Consider the following 17,002-nt stretch of genomic DNA (forward strand, 5'->3'; position numbering starts at 1 on the left):
AATGAAAGCATTATTAGTTTATTTTAGAGGATATGTCAAAGACAGTATCCTGGGACCTGTTTTTAAATTAATCGAAGCCAGTTTCGAACTTTTGGTTCCCCTAGTGATTGCTGGGATTGTCGACACAACTATTCCAAATAAAGACCAAAATCATCTGTTTATGATGATTTTTCTCTTGTTCGGACTTGCCGTTATTGGGGTTGTCGTTGCTATTTCAGCACAGTATTTTTCATCCAGAGCAGCCGTTGGCTATGTCCGAGGTTTGACCAATGATTTGTATACGAAAATCATGCGTTTATCAAAGGAAAAGCGGGATGAGATTGGAACGTCAAGTTTGGTGACACGTTTGACTGGTGATACCTTTCAAATCCAAACGGGCATCAATCAATTTTTGAGGCTCTTTTTGAGGGCGCCGATTATCGTGACGGGAGCCATTATTATGGCATTCCGAATCAGTCCACGCTTGACCCTTTGGTTTCTTGGCATGGTCTTGGTATTGACTCTTATTATTGTACTAGCCAGTCGCATCGTCAATCCTTTATATGTCAAGATTAGAGTGATTAATGAATCGATTGTTACCAATACGCGTCAACAACTTGAAGGTATGAGGGTTATTCGGGCTTTTGATCAGGGTGAGCGTGAATTAGATAACTTTACTACTGTCAATAAAGACTTGAAGAAGTGGCAGCTCAAAACAGGAGTAATAGCAAGTCTCATTAGTCCTTTGACTTTCTTGGTTGTTAATATGACCTTGATTGCTATCCTTTGGCAAGGAAATCTGCAAATTCAAGCTGGTCTTTTGTCTCAAGGTATGCTGATTGCTCTGGTCAATTATCTCTTGCAAATTTTGACGGAGCTCCTTAAATTAGCCATGATGTTGACCAATCTTAACCAAAGCTTTATTTCAGCGAAGCGAGTACAAGCTATTTTTGAACTCCAAGATGAGGACATTGAGGCACCTTTAGAAGTCCGAAATTCTAGCCAGGCTTCCACAGTGCTAGCTATTGACCAGATGACCTTTACTTATCCTACGGCTAGTCGGCCATCACTCCAAGAGATTCATGTCAGTCTTACTCAAGGTCAGTCACTAGGTATTATTGGTGGTACAGGTTCGGGTAAATCGACATTGGTGAACTTAATCATGAACTTATATCAGCCTCAGATTGGTTCATTAGCTATTTTCAAAGATCAAAAATCACCAAAAAACCTTAAAGAGTGGCGTTCTTGGGTTGCCTACGTCCCGCAAAAAGCCGAGTTATTTAGGGGAACCATTCGTTCAAACTTGTCATTAGGGCTTGACCACGAACCAAGTGAGCAAGAACTGTGGCATGCGCTTGACATGGCTCAGGCTGCTGATTTTGTTAAAGACAAGGATCTTGGTTTAGATGAGCCAGTTGAGTCATTTGGCCGTAATTTTTCGGGGGGTCAACGTCAACGTTTGACTATTGCGCGTGCGTTGATGAGACCAGCACCATTCTTGATTTTGGATGACTCCACCTCAGCCCTAGATTACTTGACTGAAAGTCGCCTACTAGCGGCTATCAGAGACAATCTTAAATCAACGAGTTTGATTATTATTTCGCAAAGAACGAATAGTCTAAAAGCTGTTGATCAAATTTTGGTGCTTGATAAGGGGCATCAAGTTGGCTTGGGAAATCATGAAGCATTGCTTAACACTAATAAACTCTATCAAGACATTCATTATTCTCAACACCAAAAGGAGGTCGCTGATGAGGGCTAGAAATAATAAATCAACGCTTAAACGTTTAAGCAGAGATATCTTAAGCCAGCGTTACCTCTTTGCCTTAGCAACTGTTGGGACCATTATTCAAGTTGCCTTAACGGTTTACTTACCTATCTTAATTGGTGATGCAGTTGATGCTGTTCTTAAGATGAATGCCGTTCTTTTGATGTCACGTTTAATATGTCAGATGCTTGTAGTTGTCATAGCCAATAGTGCGATTCAGTGGCTAAATCCTTTAATTTATAACCGTTTGATTTATTCTTATAGTGAAAGTTTACGTGAGAGAGTCATGCTGAAAATTCATGCCATGCCTCTCAGTTACCTTGACCGTCAAGGAACTGGAGATATGGTTAGCCGTGTGACTACAGATAGTGACCAATTAAATAACGGACTTCTCATGGTCTTTAACCAATTTTTCGTCGGGCTTTTGACCATATTTGTTATTATAATTACCATGGCTCGTTTGGACTGGTTCATGATGCTCTTAGTTCTAGTGATGACACCCCTGTCAATGCTTGTGGCACGTTTTATCGCCAAGAAGAGCTATCAACTCTATCGCAATCAAACCAAATGGCGTGGCATGCAGACTCAGTTGATTGAGGAAAGTTTGACTCAAGAAGCCTTAGTACAGAGTTTAAATGCTCAAGACCAGATGGTTAGGAGTTTTAAAGACGTCAATGGTAAGTATGCTGATTATTCACAGGGAGCCATCTTTTATTCGTCAGCGGTTAACCCAGCTACACGCTTTGTTAATAGTCTGATTTATGCTCTCATTGCAGGTGTTGGAGCCTATCGTATCATGTCAGGTGGCGCATTTACAGTGGGACAATTGACTACCTTCCTAAATTATGTCACCCAGTATACCAAACCTTTTAATGATATCTCATCTGTTCTATCTGAACTTCAAAGTGCTTTGGCCTGTGCTGATCGCCTTTATATGATATTGGATGAAGAGGAAATAACAGAAACAGGTAAGGCGGTCTTGGAAGAAGCAGATGTGCAGGGACGTTTTCAATTTGACCATGTCCAATTTGGCTATTTGCCTAATAAACCTCTTATCAAGGATTTGAGCATTGATATCCCTGCCGCAAGTACTGTTGCCATTGTTGGTCCAACAGGAGCGGGGAAATCTACCTTGATTAACCTACTTATGCGTTTCTATGATTTGGATAAGGGGAACATTCTACTGGACGGTAGACCTATTACAGATTATACTCGTGAGAGTCTTCGGAAACAGATTGGGATGGTTTTGCAGGAAACTTGGCTTGAGGTCGGCACTATTCATGATAATATTGCCTATGGAAATCCAGAAGCCAGTCGTGAAGAAGTCATAGCAGCGGCCAAGGCTGCCAATGCTGATTTCTTTATTCAGCAGTTGCCTCAAGGCTACGACACCTACTTGAATGATGCGGGGCAATCCCTTTCTCAGGGACAACGTCAGCTTTTGACCATTGCTCGCATATTTGTCAATGTGCCTAAAATCTTAATTTTGGATGAAGCCACTTCTAGTATCGATACTCGTACAGAGCTTCTCATTCAAGAGGCCTTCGCTAAATTAATGAAATGTCGAACAAGTTTCATCATTGCCCATCGATTATCTACCATAGAGAATGCGGACCTTATTTTGGTCATGAATAATGGAGATATCGTTGAACACGGAACCCATGAACAACTGATGCAAGCTAAGGGAATGTACTATCGTATGCAGACGGCCCAAAAGACACAAAATAGTTAAATCCGACAGAGCTTTTAAGCTCTGTTTTTTATGATTTTAGCCAATCATTTATCACGGAAGCTTATTAATGAAAAAGAAATGAAATTTAGTTATTTTTTCTTTTTTATTGGAAAAAATACTGATAAGATGGTAAACTAAAGAGGATATTATATAAAAAAAGGTATCGAAAATTAGAATGTTAAAACATAAAAACGTCCTAGTGTTTTTAGGACAAACCTTGCTTTATTTCGCCATTTTTATGGCCCTAATTTATCTCTACAATTACCTAGGACAAGGTCAAGGTAATTTTATCTATAACGAATTTTAGGAAGAATAATGACGAATACAAAAATTAAAGATATGATCGAAACGATTGAGCAGTTTGCTCAATCACAACCTGACTTTCCTGTTTACAATATTTTAGGGGAAGTTCACACTTACGGTGACTTAAAAGCTGACTCGGATAGCCTAGCTGCCAAGATTGATAGTCTTGATATTCCAGAAAAATCACCTGTTGTGGTTTATGGCGGTCAAGAGTATGAAATGTTGGCAACTTTTGTCGCTTTGACTAAATCTGGTCACGCTTATATTCCAATTGATAGTCACTCAGCTCTTGAGCGCGTGACGGCTATCGTTGAAGTAGCAGAGCCTAGTCTGATTATTGCTATCAATGACTTCCCACTTGAGGAAGTCCAAGCTCCAATTCTAACATTGGATCAAGTGACAACAGCTTTTGAAAGCAAGACTAGCTACGAAGTGACTCATCCTGTTAAGGGGGATGATACTTATTACATCATCTTCACATCAGGAACTACAGGTAAGCCTAAAGGGGTCCAAATTTCACACAATAATCTCCTTAGTTTCACCAACTGGATGATTACGGATAAGGAATTTGCGACTCCAAAACGTCCACAAATGCTGGCTCAACCGCCTTATTCATTTGACCTATCGGTAATGTACTGGGCACCTACATTGGCACTTGGAGGAACACTTTATGCTCTTCCTTCAGCTATTACACAGGACTTCAAGAAGCTCTTTGAAACGATCTTCTCACTTCCAATTGCCATTTGGACATCAACACCATCTTTTGCAGATATGGCAATGTTGTCTGAAGACTTCAATTCAGAGAAGATGCCAGAAATTACGCATTTCTATTTTGACGGAGAAGAGTTGACTGTCAAGACTGCTCAAAAGCTTCGCCAACGTTTCCCAGAAGCACGTATTATCAATGCTTACGGACCAACTGAAGCAACTGTCGCCTTATCAGCAGTAGCAGTAACTGATGAGATGCTGGCTAACCTTAAGCGTTTGCCGATTGGTTATACCAAGGAAGATTCACCGACTTATATTATCGATGAGGATGGCAATATCCTTCCAAATGGTCAACAGGGTGAAATCATCGTATCAGGACCAGCAGTTTCAAAAGGATATATGAACAATCCTGAAAAGACTGCGGAAGCCTTCTTCGAGTTTAATGGCCTTCCTGCTTACCATACTGGTGATGTAGGAACGATGACTGATGAAGGTCTCCTTCTTTACGGTGGTCGTATGGACTTCCAGATTAAATTTAATGGTTTCCGTATTGAGCTAGAGGATGTTTCACAAAACCTTAATAAGTCTAAGTATATTGATTCAGCAGTAGCTGTGCCACGTTACAATAAAGACCATAAGGTTCAGAACCTCTTGGCTTATGTGATTCTTAAGGATGGTGTTCGTGAGCAGTTTGAACGTGAAATTGATATCACCAAGGCGATTAAGGCAGACTTAGAAGATATCATGATGTCTTACATGATGCCTACTAAGTTCCTCTATCGTGAGAGCTTGCCTTTAACACCAAATGGGAAAATCGATATCAAGGGTCTTATCAGTGAGGTTAACAACCGATGATTGACTTCTTGAAACAGCTCCCCCATTTAGAAGCCTACGGTAATCCCTTCTATTTTATCTATCTTGGATTAGCTCTATTGCCAATCTTTGTGGGTCTCTTCTTTAAAAAGCGTTTTGCAATTTATGAGTGTTTGGTCAGTCTAGCCTTTATTGTTCTTGCTCTGACAGGAACACATGCTAGCCAATTACTAGCCTTACTCTTCTATATCGTTTGGCAAATCATCTGGGTTTATTCCTACAAACATTACCGCAGTAAAAAGGACAATAAATGGGTTTTCTATTTACACTCATTTCTTGTAGTCCTTCCCTTGATTTTTGTTAAGGTAGAGCCTGCGATAAATGGTACTCAGTCAGTCTTAAACTTTCTTGGTATTTCTTACTTGACCTTCCGATCAGTTGGTATGATTATCGAGATGCGGGATGGTGTCCTTAAAGAGTTTACACTTGGAGAATTTCTCCGATTCATGCTCTTTATGCCAACCTTTACGAGTGGTCCTATTGATCGCTTCAAACGCTTTAACGAAGATTACCAAGCGATTCCTGAGCGAGATGAGCTGATGAATATGTTGGAGCAAGCTGTAAAATATATCATGCTTGGTTTCCTCTATAAGTTTGTTTTGGCTCAGATTTTCGGAAGTATGCTCTTGCCTTCACTGAAAGCGCAAGCTTTGGCTCAGGGTGGTATCTTTAATTTACCAACACTTGGTGTCATGTATGTTTTCGGTTTTGATCTCTTCTTTGACTTTGCGGGTTACTCGATGTTTGCCTTGGCAGCATCAAACCTTATGGGGATTAAGAGCCCAATCAACTTTGACAAACCTTTCATCTCACGAGACTTGAAAGAATTTTGGAATCGTTGGCATATGAGCTTGTCTTTCTGGTTCCGTGACTTTGTCTTTATGCGTTTGGTTATGGTTTTGATGCGAAACAAGGTTTTCAAAAACCGTAACACGACATCAAATGTGGCCTATGTCATTAATATGATGGTTATGGGATTCTGGCATGGAGTTACTTGGTACTATATTGCTTATGGTATTTTCCATGGTATTGGTCTAGGAATCAATGATGCCTGGTTACGTAAGAAGAAGACCATTAATAAAGAGCGTAAGAAAGCTGGTCTTGAGCCACTTCCTGAAAATAAATGGACGAAGGCTTTGGGAATCTTTATTACATTTAACACTGTTATGTTGTCATTCTTGATTTTCTCTGGATTCTTGAATGACCTCTGGTTCACTAAAAAATAAGTAAAGGAATTATAAAAATGGATGTAAAATCAGAAGTTATTGAAATTATTGATGAACTCTTCATGGAAGATGTTTCAGACATGATGGACGAAGACCTTTTCGATGCTGGTGTTCTCGATTCAATGGGGACAGTTGAGCTTATCGTTGAATTGGAATCACGTTTCGATATTCGTGTGCCAGTTTCAGAATTTGGTCGTGATGACTGGAACACAGCTAATAAGATTGTTGAAGGGGTAACGGAGCTTCGCAATGCTTAAGCGTTTATGGCAAATTTTTGGCCCTATAATTTGTGCCTTAGTCTTGGTAGTAGTAGTTATTTTTTCCTACCCTCAAGGCAGAAAACATAGTTATGAGGTTGAAAAACGTAACGCAGTAACCTTGACAACTGAGAACTTTAAGAGCCGTATTAATAAGACGACAGCTCTTTCTGATAAGAATCATCGATTTGTCCCTTTCTTTGGGTCTAGTGAGTGGTTGCGTTTTGATGCCCTTCATCCAGCTGTTTTAGCTGAAAAATACGACCGTAACTATCGCCCATATTTTATTGGACAACGTGGGGCTGCCTCTCTAAACCAATATTTGGGAATGCAACAAATGCTTCCCGAATTGAAAAATGGGACAGCAGTCTATGTCTTGTCACCACAGTGGTTTACTAAAAAAGGTTACAATTCTGCGGCTTTCCAGCAGTTCTACAATAACGACCAACTTAGTAGTTTCTTAAGTCAAAATCAGACGGATGCAAATTCTCAGTATGCAGCTCAGCGCATCTTAGAGATGAAACCTGAGATTACTATGAAATCTCAACTTTCTAAAGTGGCTAATGGGCAAGATTTAAATTCTCTTGATAAGACTTATATTCAAATTATGGCAGAGCTTAATAAGCGAGAAGATGCCTTGTTCAGTCCTTTTGCAGCATCAAATAATGCAAATTACGACAAGAAGGTTCTTCCTTATCTTAAAGAGTTGCCAGATAAGCTCTCTTACGAGGCACTTGACCAGGTTGCCGTAAGAGATGCAGAAGCTCATACCAAGTCAAACGACTTTGGTATCGATGACCGTTTCTATAAGAAACGTTTGGCTAAAAAGATTGGTAAACTTAAAGGTTTCCAAAAGAATCTTTCGTATGAAGTTTCACAAGAATACGGTGACCTGCAGTTGGTGCTAAATCAATTTGCTAAGTCAAATACTAATGTTATCTTTGTCATCCCACCTGTTAATAGCAAGTGGATGGCTTATACGGGACTAAGTCAAGAAATGTATGATGCTACGGTTTCTAAAATCCGTTATCAATTGGAAAGTCAAGGCTTCACTAATATTGCTGACTTCTCAAAAGACGGAGATCAACCTTACTTCATGCAAGATACCATTCATATGGGATGGAAAGGTTGGGTAGCCTTTGACAAGGCTGTTGATCCATTTGTAAGTAATCCAACACCCGCACCTAACTATAACTTGAACGACCGCTTTTATAGTAAGGATTGGGCAGGTTATACAGGGGCTCCTAGTCAGTTTAAGTAGCATTACTTAATAAATCAATCAAAAAGGCTTGTTAAAGCCTTTTTATGTTATGATCTTTCCACGGTATTACCTTCGGAAATTATTAAAAAGGATTGGGAGTTATCCCAATCCTTTTTATCCTTTTAAGTTTTATAATACGTTATACAGATAGTTATTTGTTTTTAGTTAGAGCTTTTCGAATTAAATCTGCAGGGATGATCAAAACCGCGATAAGAAGTGCAACAATATAGTGTTGAACGTCCATTGGAACGGTACTAAATACTTTACCACCGAATTGAATGATCAAGGTTTGAACGACAGCAATAGAAATCATTACAATTGAGAATTTCTTGTTTTCGCCGATATGTTCAAAAATATTGAATCCATTACTACGTGTGTTAAGTGAGTTGAAGATGACAGCATAGATAAACACTGTAAATGTGAATGTTGTTACCATTTCAAAGTTGCCAGTTCCATTTGTGATAAAGTCTTGGATACCACCAACATTTTTAAGAATGGCTAAACATACAAGAGTAATGAAGACGCTGGCTACACCAATAGCAGATTTCATATATCCAGTAAGGATGTTTGCCTTCTTAGGAACTGGTTTTTCATTCATATAACGGTCTAGCGTAGGCTCTTCACCAAATGCAAGGGCAGCAAGTGTATCCATGATAAGGTTAATCCAGAGAATTTGGATAATTGTAAATGGCTCTTTGAGACCCAAAAGTGGTGAGAGAAGTGACATGGCAATAGTCGTCACGTTTACGGTTAACTGGAAGATAATGAATTTACTTACTGACTTACTCATAGTACGTCCATAGAGGACGGCTTTTTCAATCGAAGTCAATGAGTTATTCAAGATAACGATATCTGAAGCTTCACGTGCGACTTCAGTACCATCACCCATTGAGAATCCGACATCAGCTGATTTAAGGGCAGGTGAGTCATTGACCCCATCACCTGTCATACCAGCGACCATATCAAGGTCTTGAGCTGCCTCAATAAGACGTTTTTTATCCATTGGAAGGGCACGACTTACCACTTTTAAGTGAGGCAATTGTTGTTTAAGTTCTTGATCTGAGAGGGCAGAGAGTTCATCGTGAGTAAGGACAAGGTCATTTTCTCCAGTGACGATACCGGCTTCTTTAGCGATAGCAACAGCGGTTTCTTTACGGTCACCAGTTACCATAACTACTTGAACACCCGCACGGTTCATTGTTTCAACAGTTTGTTTAATTGAAGAACGAACGTTATCACGGATACATACGATACCAATCAAGACTTTATCATTACCATCTGTATTTAGGATAGCAAGCAAACGCATTGAACGGTTAGCTTGTTCCAATGACAATTCTTGGAAACGAGCTTTAATATCATCTGTAAAGTTTTGTTTATTACCATCTTTATCAAGATAGTAGTAGCAGTCATTTAGGATGAATTCTGGAGCACCTTTGATGTAAGTTTTTCCGTCCTTAGTTGTTACACTTGCGAATTTTGTTGCTGAGTTGAATTGTTGCTTCTCAGTAATTTTATTCGTATCGAAATCAAGTTGAGAACGACCAATAAGGAAATCAAGAAGTGCACGGTCAGTGGCATTACTACCAACAGCACTGCCATCAGCTACCATGGCATCGTTGTTAAGACCGATACCATTAATCATTTCAGCTTTAAGGCTATCTGACATTGTGTCAAAATCAGGTGCATCAGTTTCACCAGTAGCCGCATAAAGTGTTCCATCAGCAAGGAAAAAGTCAACTACAGATAGTTTACCTTCTGTGATGGTACCAGTTTTATCACTGAAGAGGATATTCATGTATCCGGCTGTTTCAATGGTATCAGGATGGCGAACCAAGATATTTTGTGCTAAAAGTCGACCTGAGTTCATTGAAGAAACGAGTGCCAACATCATTGGTAGACCTTCTGGAACAGCCATGATGATGATTGTAACTGCAAAGAGAATCGTTTCAATGATAAGAAGGAAGATTGAGCCACCATTGAGGTTATTAGCCTTATTAAGGGCAATAAAGCCTAATACAAGGTTGATTACTGAGTATGCAGCACCTGCACTATAACCGAGGACACCGATATTAGCAGCAAGCTTGTTAAGTTTCTCTTTAGATGGTGAATCTTTACTATCTTCTTGAAGAGAAGTATTGATGCTTCCAAGAACGGTGTTATCACCAATTTGTGTAGCTTCCATAACAGCTTCACCCGAAGTAACAACTGTACCACGGAAGACTTTGAGCTCTGTAAAGAGATCCGAAGAGTCTGGCTCTTTTTGATCACCAAGAGGAAGTTTTTTAGCATCTTCACTTTCACCATTAAGGACAGCTTGGTTGACTTTTAACTCACCTTCCAAGATGATACCATCAACTGGAATCTTGTCCCCCGATTGAAGGAGAATCTGATCACCTTTTACAATATCATCAACGAGAACCTCTTTAAGTTTACCATCACGATAAACTTTAGCATTAGTTTTCGAAGCCTCTTCTTGAAGAGTGTTGAATTTTTGCTCATTTCGGTATTGTGAGACTGCTGAGAATCCTGTAGACATCAAAATGGCGAAAATTAGTGAGATAGCCTCGTACCAATTAGCTTCACCAATAGAAGGGAAAATCATTCCAACAAAGTTGAAGATGATTTTTAATCCTAAGGCAGCCAAGAGGATAAGAATCCATTGATCTTGGAAGGCTTCGATAAAGATTGAGAGGAGCGAGTTAGCCTCTTTACTAGAAAGCCTATTATCGCCATGGGCGTTTTTACTTGCTTGAACTTCAGCAGAAGTCAAGCCTTTAAATTTTTTCATTTAAGGTTTGTATCCTTTCTAAATTATTACCGAATTTTAAGGCTAGTAAATTATAAGCCAAAAAGCTTATCATTACAGTCACGATAACTGAATAACTATCAGTAAGTATTATACTTTATTTTACTATTAAATTGTTGATTTTTTACCAATAGAATATTGAAGTTTCTTTTGTCTTTAGCAAGAGTAGGGGAGAACAAAAAACTTGTATTTTTTCGTTAAATATAATTCTATCCTTCCACCTTCAATTCATACAAGCCTCTCACCGCATTGCATCCGTAGATGGCCTGAGCCTGTTCCATATCTTTTACGGTCAAGACCTTTTCTTTAAGCTTATTATCAGCAATAAGTCTTTGTCTGTAGATGCCATTTAAGAGACCGAGGTGAACGGGTGGTGTGTAGAGTTGGTCCTCGATTTTAAGCACAATGTTACCGATAGAGGTTTCTAGGAGTTGCCCCTCATGATTATAATAGATTTGTTCGTGAGGTTCGATACTAAGGTGAGGACGGTAACTTGTTTTGAAGAAGGTATAGGGTCTATCCAACGGATGCCTTTGCTCAACTAACCTTGCTTGGCAGAAGTCATTGGATAAGTTTGTTAATTGGGTATGTTCAAACTTCAGTTCACCATCTTTTGCAAGTGACATTTTAAGACGGTAGTCTTTGTCAAGGTCTAGTGATTGGCACAGTGCTTCGACTTGATAGTGAGCTTTTTCTGCATTGAAAGGATAGTCAAAGTAGCGACTGCTCTCTTGCAAGCGTTTCATATGCTCCTCAAGAAATAGCAGTTTTCCTTGATGGACACGACCAGTTGAAATGAGATCAAATCTTGAGTTCTGACGGTATAAAACGGCAGCTTTTTGCTTGGTTTCTTCATATTCAGCTTCCCAGTTGCTGTCCCATGTAATACCTCCTCCAACACCGTAGATAGCCTTGGTTCCTTCCATTTGTAGTGTCCGAATAGCCACGTTGAAAATACTAGGTCCCTTTGGCACCAAGATACCAATTGCTCCACAATAGAGACCTCGAGGCTGTTTTTCTACCTTCTTAATAATCTCCATGGTTGCTATTTTTGGGGCCCCTGTAATCGATCCGCATGGAAAAAGGGCTTGGAAGACATCGCTTAAACGACTATTTGGTAGGAGTTGCGTCTCAATAGTCGAAGTCATTTGCCAAACCGTAGAGTATTGTTCAACTTGGCAAAGGCTCTTGACATTTTCACTTCCTATTTTTGAAATACGATTCATGTCATTTCTAAGCAGATCGACAATCATCATATTTTCAGAGCGATTTTTCTGATCCTGAGCTAGCCATTGTGCTCGTTCGAGGTCAGTTTCAGTTGTCAAACCACGATTGGTGGTACCTTTCATAGGACGAGTAATCAATCTATCACCATCTTTTTTAAAGAAGAGTTCTGGACTTATGGAAATGATAGAAACATCATCGTGCTGAATAAAGGCATTGTAATGTGCATTTTGCTCAACAACCAATCGGTTATAGATGGCAAAGGGATCAGCTGTCAGCTTCTGTTGGAGTTGAACAGTATAATTGACCTGATAAGTATCACCTTGTCGAATATGGTGGTGTATTTGCTCAATAGCAGCCTTGTATTCCTCTGCAGAAGTTAGCTCTAGCCAAGATTTTGGTAAGGTAATTGGCTCATAAGCAAGTGGAATAGGCTCTGTTTGAACAGTTTCATGAATAGTGAAGTAGAGGAGATACTCTGACATTAATGGACCATCAATAACCTGAAATTTTGTCTCGAAGGCAGGGGCAGCTTCATAGGAAACATAACCTACTGCATAATAGCCCTTATTTTGATAGGCTTCGACTTCAGCTAAGAGATGCTTAACTTCCTTAATGTTCTTTGTTTTTAGTTCTTTAATGGCGTCTGTAAAAATTTGTCTGACACCAAGTTCTTTAAAATCAATAACAGTTTTCTTATGCATACTTAGAGTATAACATAAGAAGTTTCCCTCTGGTTCTTTTTCATGTTTTAATTCTCTTTCTCAAAATTCTAACCAAAAATGAACTTTTCAGATAGTTTTACATATGTTATAATGATAGGGACTAAAAGAAGATTTTAGAGGGAAATATGACTGAAAAAAATAACTTTGAGAAAGGCAACAGCAGTCTTTCAAACCATAAAATGAAAAAAGGCACTTCTAAGAATTCATGGAAGCATCAAATGTATGAGCTAGAAATTGCCATTGCTAAAGAGTCAAGTAACAAAAAAAGAAATGAACTCATTAAAATCCATAATGGCTATATGAGTGAGTATGATAGCTTAAAGAAACAAATCATCTGGTTAGCCGTATTAGGAATTTGTTTCTTATTAGTATTGGTAGTTTTTGGTTATTTTATCTGGAATAGTTACAATAGTGAGAATATGTCTTATACATCATCTTGGCTTCAAGAGAAAGTACTGAGCACTTATAGAGCTTAGTGTCCTAATCCTAGTAAATAATAGAGTCTCTAGACAAAAGTCTAGGGCTTTTTTGTTATAAAAAAGGATTTATCTGGTTGATATATAGTTATTAGCTATAACAATATCTAAACAAAAGGAGATAACGGTAGCTAGAAACCCTTTATTTTATAAGGTTATAGTCAAAAACTATATATAGAGAAAACTAATAGCAATTATACAGCCACCCGTTTCTTTGGTAAGATAAGTTCAACAACAAAGAGGAGGACACAAGATGTCAACTACTATCATTGGTTTCCCACGTTTGGGTGAATTCCGCGAATTAAAATTTACAACAGAAAAATACTTTAGAAATGAAATTACTGCAGATGAACTTTTAACAGCAGCCAAAGACTTGCGTGCAAAACACTGGAATATTGTTAAAGAGAAGGGTATCAGTGAAATTCCTTCAAATGATTTCTCACATTACGATAACTTCCTTGATGCAGCTTTCCTTTTCAACGTCGTACCTGAATCTGTTCAAAACTTGGATTTGACAGATCTTGAACGTTACTTTGCTTTGGCGCGTGGTTACCAAGGTGAAAAAGGGGATGTACGTGCCCTTCCTATGAAAAAATGGTTTAACACTAACTACCATTACATCGTTCCTAAATTTGAAAAAACAACAGAAGTTAAACTTGCTGGTCACAAGATTTTTGATGAGTACCAAGAAGCTAAAGAATTGGGACTTAACACACGTCCAGTTGTCGTTGGACCATTCACTTTCCTTCAATTATCTGACTTTGAAGATGGTGTGAAAGCAGAAGACTTTGTAGACAGCTTTGTGGCAGCTTACCAAGAAGTCTTTGCAAAATTGGCAGAGCTTGGTGCTACACGTATTCAACTCGATGAGCCAGCCCTTGTTAAAGATTTGACAGCTGAAGAAAAAGCTCTCTTCTTGAATCTCTACAACAAACTCTTGGCTGATAAAAAAGGTCTTGAAGTCTTGATTCAAACTTACTTTGGTGATGTTCGTGATGTCTACAACGATCTTGTGAACTTGCCAGTTGATGGTATTGGTCTTGACTTTGTTGAAGGTAAGAAAACACTTGAATTGGTTAAAGGTGGTTTCCCAGCTGATAAGACTCTCTATGCCGGTATCGTCAATGGTAAAAACATCTGGCGTAACAACTACGAGAAGAGTCTTGCAATTCTTGAACAAGTGCCAGCTGAAAATGTTGTTTTGACAACATCTTGTTCACTTCTTCATGTACCATTTACAACTGCTAACGAAGAATTTGAACCAGCTATCTTGAACCACTTTGCTTTTGCGGTTGAAAAATTGGACGAATTGCGTGATTTGGATGCTATCCGCAATGGTCAAGGTGCAGAAGCCCTTGCTGCCAACAAAGAACTCTTTGCGACTGAGCGTGTTGGTGAAAATGCTGAACTTCGTGCCCGTATTGCAGGCTTGACTGAAGCTGATTACACTCGTTTGCCAGCATTTGCAGAACGTGAAGCGATTCAAAAAGATGCTTTCAAACTTCCATTGCTTCCAACAACAACTATCGGTTCATTCCCTCAAACTAAGGAAGTTCGTGCGAAACGTTTGGCTTTCCGTAAGAATGAATTGTCACAAGAAGAATACGATGCTTTCCTTGCTGAAATCACTGATGAATGGATTAAATGGCAAGAAGAAGTTGGATTTGACGTACTTGTACACGGTGAATTCGAACGTAACGACATGGTTGAATACTTCGGTCAAAACTTGTCAGGTTACCTCTTCTCTAAAAACGGTTGGGTGCAATCATACGGTATGCGTGGGGTTAAACCACCAATCATTTGGGGTGATGTGACTCGTCTTAACCCAATCACTGTGAAATGGTCTAGCTACGCACAAAGCCGTACTGACAAACCTGTTAAAGGTATGTTGACTGGACCTGTTACTATCCTTAACTGGTCATTCCCACGTGAGGACATCTCTATCAAGGATTCAACTCTTCAAATTGCTCTTGCAATCAAAGATGAAGTCCTTGACCTTGAGGCTGCAGGCGTTAAAATTATCCAAATTGACGAAGCTGCTCTTCGTGAAAAATTGCCACTCCGTCGTAGTGACTGGTATGAGGATTACCTCGACTGGGCAATTCCAGCTTTCCGTTTGGTACACTCAACTGTAGCACCAGACACACAAATCCACACTCACATGTGTTACTCAGAATTTACAGATATCATTCCAGCCATCGACAACTTGGATGCTGACGTTATCTCATTTGAAGCTAGTCGTTCAAATCTTGAAATCTTGGATGAACTTAAAGCACAAAACTTCCAAACAGAAGTTGGACCTGGGGTTTACGATATCCACTCACCACGTGTCCCACAAGACGGTGAAATTGACCACACTATCGAAGCAATCTTGGCTAAAGTACCAAGTGGTAAAGTCTGGATTAACCCTGACTGTGGTTTGAAGACTCGCGGAATCAAAGAAACTAAAGAAAGCTTAATCAAGCTTGTAGAAGCTGCAAAAGCAGCTCGCGAAAACTTGTAAGCAGAAGTTATCATACGTTGAAGACCTTCTTCCTTAAGTGTAGAAGGTTTTCAATAGCTAATAATATTCTAAAGATTTTTGCAAGCAGGCTATGATTAACAAGTGTACGCTACTTATGAAGTCAGTAGGCACTTAAAACTGCTTTTGTCTTAACAAAAATCTAAAAAGAAGAAGGTATAAAATATGACAAGCCAAACACCATCACTCTCTTTTGAAGTATTTCCACCCAACCCAGCAGTGGGTAATGAAAAAATTCTACGTGCCCTCGAGGATATGCAAGGATTGGCCCCACACTTTATCAGTGTGACAGCTAGTAATAACAAATATAATATCAAAGAGACGACGGTTCCTTTGGCAGATCATATTCAAAATGACCTAGCTATCCCAACGATTGCTCACCTTCCAGCTATCTATTTGAGTAAAGAAAAGGTTGCTGATACCTTACGTGACTTGGATGCTGTTGGTGTACACCGTATCTTAGCCCTACGTGGCGATATTATCCCAGGTGTTGAACCTCTTAAAGATTTTAGATATGCAACTGATTTGATTGAGTTTATCAAGGACCAAGCTCCTCAATTTGATATCATCGGTGCCTGCTATCCTGAAGGGCATCCCGATTCAGCAAATCAAATCTCTGATATCCAAAACCTCAAGAAAAAGGTTGATGCAGGTTGTTCTAGCCTTGTAACCCAACTCTTCTTTGATAATGAGCGTTTCTATGATTTTCAAGATAAATGTACCTTGGCTGGCATTGACGTACCAATTCATGCTGGAATTATGCCTATCTTGAATCGTAACCAAGCTCTACGTTTGCTTAAGACTTGTGAAAATATCCATTTGCCACGTAAGTTCCGTGCCATTTTGGATAAGTATGAACATGATCCTGAGTCACTTAGAGCGGCAGGTCTTGCCTATGCTATTGACCAGATTGTCGACCTTGTTACTCAAGATGTTGCAGGCGTTCACCTCTATACCATGAATAATGCAGAAACTGCTCGTCATATTCATGAAGCTACTCATTCCTTGTTTAAGCATCATTCACAAGTTGGCGCTCTATAATTGAATCATAAAAATACCCCCTATAGATCAATCTATAGGTGGTTTCGTAGTTTTAGTATGAAAAAGGTGACTTGCTTACGTAATCCTAGTATTGTCATGTAT

General features: G+C 39.2%; 12 protein-coding genes. 10 read left to right on the forward strand and 2 right to left on the reverse strand.

Annotated elements, in window-relative coordinates:
- The first annotated feature begins 1 nt into the window (after position 1).
- The 7 genes from HMPREF3112_RS04105 (at position 2) to dltD (ending at position 8,107) form a co-directional block, all read left to right on the forward strand.
- The gene (locus HMPREF3112_RS04105) at positions 2-1,741 is read left to right on the forward strand and encodes an ABC transporter ATP-binding protein (RefSeq protein ID WP_070438288.1); all 1,740 of its coding nucleotides are present in this window, start codon (positions 2-4) and stop codon (positions 1,739-1,741) included.
- Complete coding sequence (locus tag HMPREF3112_RS04110) at positions 1,731-3,479, forward strand: ABC transporter ATP-binding protein (protein WP_070438291.1); 1,749 nt, start codon at positions 1,731-1,733, stop codon at positions 3,477-3,479. The genes HMPREF3112_RS04105 and HMPREF3112_RS04110 overlap by 11 nt, the downstream gene beginning before the upstream one ends.
- 175 nt (positions 3,480-3,654) lie before the next feature.
- The gene (locus HMPREF3112_RS04115) at positions 3,655-3,786 is read left to right on the forward strand and encodes a teichoic acid D-Ala incorporation-associated protein DltX (protein WP_002885174.1); all 132 of its coding nucleotides are present in this window, start codon (positions 3,655-3,657) and stop codon (positions 3,784-3,786) included.
- An 8-nt stretch (positions 3,787-3,794) separates the two neighbouring features.
- Positions 3,795-5,345: a D-alanine--poly(phosphoribitol) ligase subunit DltA gene (dltA, locus tag HMPREF3112_RS04120; protein ID WP_014634613.1), complete on the forward strand. Its 1,551-nt coding sequence runs from the start codon at positions 3,795-3,797 to the stop codon at positions 5,343-5,345.
- The gene (gene dltB, locus HMPREF3112_RS04125) at positions 5,342-6,589 is read left to right on the forward strand and encodes a D-alanyl-lipoteichoic acid biosynthesis protein DltB (protein WP_045768621.1); all 1,248 of its coding nucleotides are present in this window, start codon (positions 5,342-5,344) and stop codon (positions 6,587-6,589) included. Before dltA ends, dltB begins: the two co-directional genes overlap by 4 nt.
- A 17-nt stretch (positions 6,590-6,606) precedes the next feature.
- Complete coding sequence (gene dltC, locus HMPREF3112_RS04130) at positions 6,607-6,846, forward strand: D-alanine--poly(phosphoribitol) ligase subunit DltC (protein ID WP_002891149.1); 240 nt, start codon at positions 6,607-6,609, stop codon at positions 6,844-6,846.
- Positions 6,839-8,107 carry a D-alanyl-lipoteichoic acid biosynthesis protein DltD gene (gene dltD, locus HMPREF3112_RS04135; protein ID WP_070438295.1) on the forward strand — a complete coding sequence of 423 codons (1,269 nt, stop codon included), beginning with the start codon at positions 6,839-6,841 and terminating at the stop codon, positions 8,105-8,107. Before dltC ends, dltD begins: the two co-directional genes overlap by 8 nt.
- A 151-nt stretch (positions 8,108-8,258) precedes the next feature.
- On the opposite strand, the gene HMPREF3112_RS04140 is transcribed toward dltD, so the two are convergent.
- Together HMPREF3112_RS04140 and pabB are read right to left on the reverse strand one after the other, a co-directional pair.
- Positions 8,259-10,895 carry a calcium-translocating P-type ATPase, PMCA-type gene (locus HMPREF3112_RS04140; RefSeq protein WP_070438298.1) on the reverse strand — a complete coding sequence of 879 codons (2,637 nt, stop codon included), beginning with the start codon at positions 10,893-10,895 and terminating at the stop codon, positions 8,259-8,261.
- A gap of 227 nt (positions 10,896-11,122) precedes the next feature.
- Positions 11,123-12,841, reverse strand: a complete 1,719-nt coding sequence (gene pabB, locus HMPREF3112_RS04145; RefSeq protein WP_070438302.1) for an aminodeoxychorismate synthase component I — start codon at positions 12,839-12,841, stop codon at positions 11,123-11,125.
- 146 nt (positions 12,842-12,987) lie between these two features.
- Here pabB and HMPREF3112_RS04150 point away from each other — a divergent pair, with 146 nt between their 5' ends.
- The 3 genes from HMPREF3112_RS04150 (at position 12,988) to metF (ending at position 16,900) form a co-directional block, all read left to right on the forward strand.
- A complete protein-coding gene (locus HMPREF3112_RS04150) occupies positions 12,988-13,338 on the forward strand; it encodes a hypothetical protein (protein WP_004182017.1) in 351 nt (116 codons plus the stop codon).
- A gap of 253 nt (positions 13,339-13,591) precedes the next feature.
- On the forward strand, positions 13,592-15,841 hold the full coding sequence (metE, locus tag HMPREF3112_RS04155; protein WP_021144025.1) for a 5-methyltetrahydropteroyltriglutamate--homocysteine S-methyltransferase: 2,250 nt from the start codon (positions 13,592-13,594) through the stop codon (positions 15,839-15,841).
- Positions 15,842-16,024: 183 nt separating this feature from the next.
- Positions 16,025-16,900 carry a methylenetetrahydrofolate reductase [NAD(P)H] gene (gene metF / locus HMPREF3112_RS04160; protein WP_022496700.1) on the forward strand — a complete coding sequence of 292 codons (876 nt, stop codon included), beginning with the start codon at positions 16,025-16,027 and terminating at the stop codon, positions 16,898-16,900.
- The last annotated feature ends 102 nt before the right edge of the window (positions 16,901-17,002 follow it).

This window comes from Streptococcus sp. HMSC10E12, assembly GCF_001807855.1.
GTDB lineage: Bacteria > Bacillota > Bacilli > Lactobacillales > Streptococcaceae > Streptococcus > Streptococcus salivarius.